Origin of the sequence: Endozoicomonas sp. ALE010 (assembly GCF_049310165.1) — a bacterium.
Taxonomy (GTDB): Bacteria; Pseudomonadota; Gammaproteobacteria; order Pseudomonadales; family Endozoicomonadaceae; genus Endozoicomonas.
In genome coordinates, this window is record NZ_JBLYNV010000172.1 from 1 (window position 1) to 2117 (window position 2117).

The 2117-nt window shown below is 51.3% G+C and carries 3 protein-coding genes and 1 pseudogene; all 4 read right to left on the reverse strand.

From position 1 onward, the window contains the following. Positions 1-240 precede the first annotated feature (240 nt). Entirely contained in the window at positions 241-1050 is an 810-nt protein-coding gene (locus tag ACO6UY_RS24545) for a BRO family protein (RefSeq protein ID WP_422491669.1), read from the reverse strand. Positions 1051-1064: 14 nt separating this feature from the next. After that, positions 1065-1334, reverse strand: a complete 270-nt coding sequence (locus tag ACO6UY_RS24550; protein WP_422491672.1) for a hypothetical protein — start codon at positions 1332-1334, stop codon at positions 1065-1067. 72 nt (positions 1335-1406) lie between these two features. After that, a pseudogene (locus ACO6UY_RS24555) lies at positions 1407-1631 on the reverse strand (ash family protein); the annotation flags it as partial. A gap of 157 nt (positions 1632-1788) precedes the next feature. Then, a partial coding sequence (locus ACO6UY_RS24560) for a hypothetical protein (RefSeq protein ID WP_422491671.1) occupies positions 1789-2117 on the reverse strand: 329 nt, incomplete at its 5' end.

Here is a 2117-nt window from a genome sequence, read left to right on the forward strand (position 1 = left end):
CGGTGCTGACACAGACCAGGGGGTTGCCCTGGGCCCGGCCAAAATACTCGTAAATGGCGGTGATGGCTTCTGACTGGTACCAGCGCAGGTCGTACATCACAACACCTCCCTGGGAAACCCGTTGCTTCCGTGGCTGATTTTAAAGGTCGGTATCCCGCCCTTTTCTACAGCCCTTATAAACTCTTGGGTTTTATTCATGATTGTCCCCGAATTAGTTCGCCAGCGGTATAATGGGTTCGGTTACCCGGCCTGCATGGAAAACAGATCATCCATGCCGAACTTTTTGGCAAAGTATTGAATGCCTTTCGGAGTAACGTAGGTTTGCAGGCGAGCTTTGTCGTCCACAATGGTGGATTTCATTTCAAATAAACCCATGGTTGTGTACTTCGCTTTCGCCACCAGTGACTTGCCCTGATAGAACAGGTACTCCCCTTTCAGGTCGCCAATAAACTTGTTGGGTTTGCCTGTTACCACTCGCCCGGCATTTTGCAGGGTATACAGTCCTTCGGCGTCGGCATACTGTTGGTAAAAGCACACTTTCGGCTGGTCAGCTTCGATTTTGCTAGCCTGCTGCTGGATGGTCAGCTGGTGTTTTTGCACCTGTTCCAGGGACTGGCTGAGCAAACCGGCGACTTGTGCCGTGTTGCTCCAGTCGATGGACTGTTGGCCATAACCGCCGGTTTTGCGGATGGAGGGCAGCACTTCAGCGACGACCCACTCTTCGAACTTTTCTGCCGCTGGCAGTTTGGAGCGCATGACCAGGCGGTAGACGTCACGTTCGGGGATGATCTGAAATTTTCTCACTAAATCATTATGTGAGTATCCACTAGCCCGCAGTTCATTATAACTACTGGCATCCCCTGATTTGTGGAGTTCCAAAATAGAGGTGGTTTTAAATGCTTTGCAATGCGTGGAGATGGCGTTTTCTGGTTTTTCATAACCCAGAGTTTCGGCAATGTCCTTCGCAACAAACCATACGTCATTGTCATTTTGTTCAACGGTGCGCACATCGCCAAAGATCGGGTGTGTATAAGTATTCACTTGATTCATGATATTCCCTCCCGTTATTGGTTCAGTGCGTCAGCAGCATCAATCAGGTTTTCGACGCTGCGATCCATGCACTCATTTACGCACTGGATGGCATTGGCAATGCTGACCAGGTGTTTTTTCGGGAGTTCGGCGGGTTGCTCGCACTCTTCGTCGAGACAATCCTTGAGCAAATCCGCCAGATCGTGCAGTACCACGCTTTTGTCGTAGTAGTTGCTCATGATGTGGCTGGTGCGCAGTTGCTCGGCAAGGGTTGGGTGTTTTTCAGTTTTATTATTAGTAGGCATAACGAGCCCCCTCAGGTCGGTTACTAAACCGCCTCGCAGAGCTGCTAATCTCGAAATGGAGGCGGATCGAGCAGGGTTAGCAGTACCGGGACCTAAGGAAACCGGCCTACCCGAAGGTAGCCCCACCCGACCCGCCATAATTCTGGAATGGGTACAGATGTTACGCACAAAAAAAGCCGCATTAGTAACGGGCGACTTGTGCGCCTTAAGTCCATCCGGGCTGCTAATCCCGACACTGGATTTTGCCAGTGCGTGATCATCGTAGTTTGCTGCTGTTTGCATTGTCAAGTTTTCCATTAAAAAATACGCTTTCGGTAACTGTTCGATAAATCTCTTTTCGCGTTAGAGTCCTTAGTTTCTTGAAGCCGGAAAACCGCCTTCCAGGTTTCTCAAAGTGGGTTTTCCCACTTTGAGCTATACCGCAAATCCGGTAGCAAGAACCCTTGGCTAGTAACTAAATCAACGTGCCCTGGAACGACTGGCGAATAGTCTGCACATCGGGATCGGTTAACAGCTCCTTCTGATCCACGGCGCGGATCTCGGAGGACTTCAGCTGCTCCGGTGCTTCGCCAGTCACAAACAGCTGGCCATTGCTTTTCAGCCGGTATTGAATCCAGTACTCCCCGGAGTCCACCGGTTCGGCAAAGCCAAACAACAGGTCCGGCAGATACAGGTGCGATTGGCACCCCTTGCGCTGCTGCTCCGTGGGAATCAGGCAGTCATAACGGGCGCAGTGCCATTCACCGTTTTCAATGGCGGTGCTGTGCAGGCAGGTGCGGCAGT

Coding starts and splice junctions, on each gene's coding strand:
- ACO6UY_RS24545 (WP_422491669.1), bottom strand. CDS start 1,050: ATGAATCAAGTGAATACTTATACACACCCGATCTTTGGCGATGTGCGC.
- ACO6UY_RS24550 (WP_422491672.1), bottom strand. CDS start 1,334: ATGCCTACTAATAATAAAACTGAAAAACACCCAACCCTTGCCGAGCAA.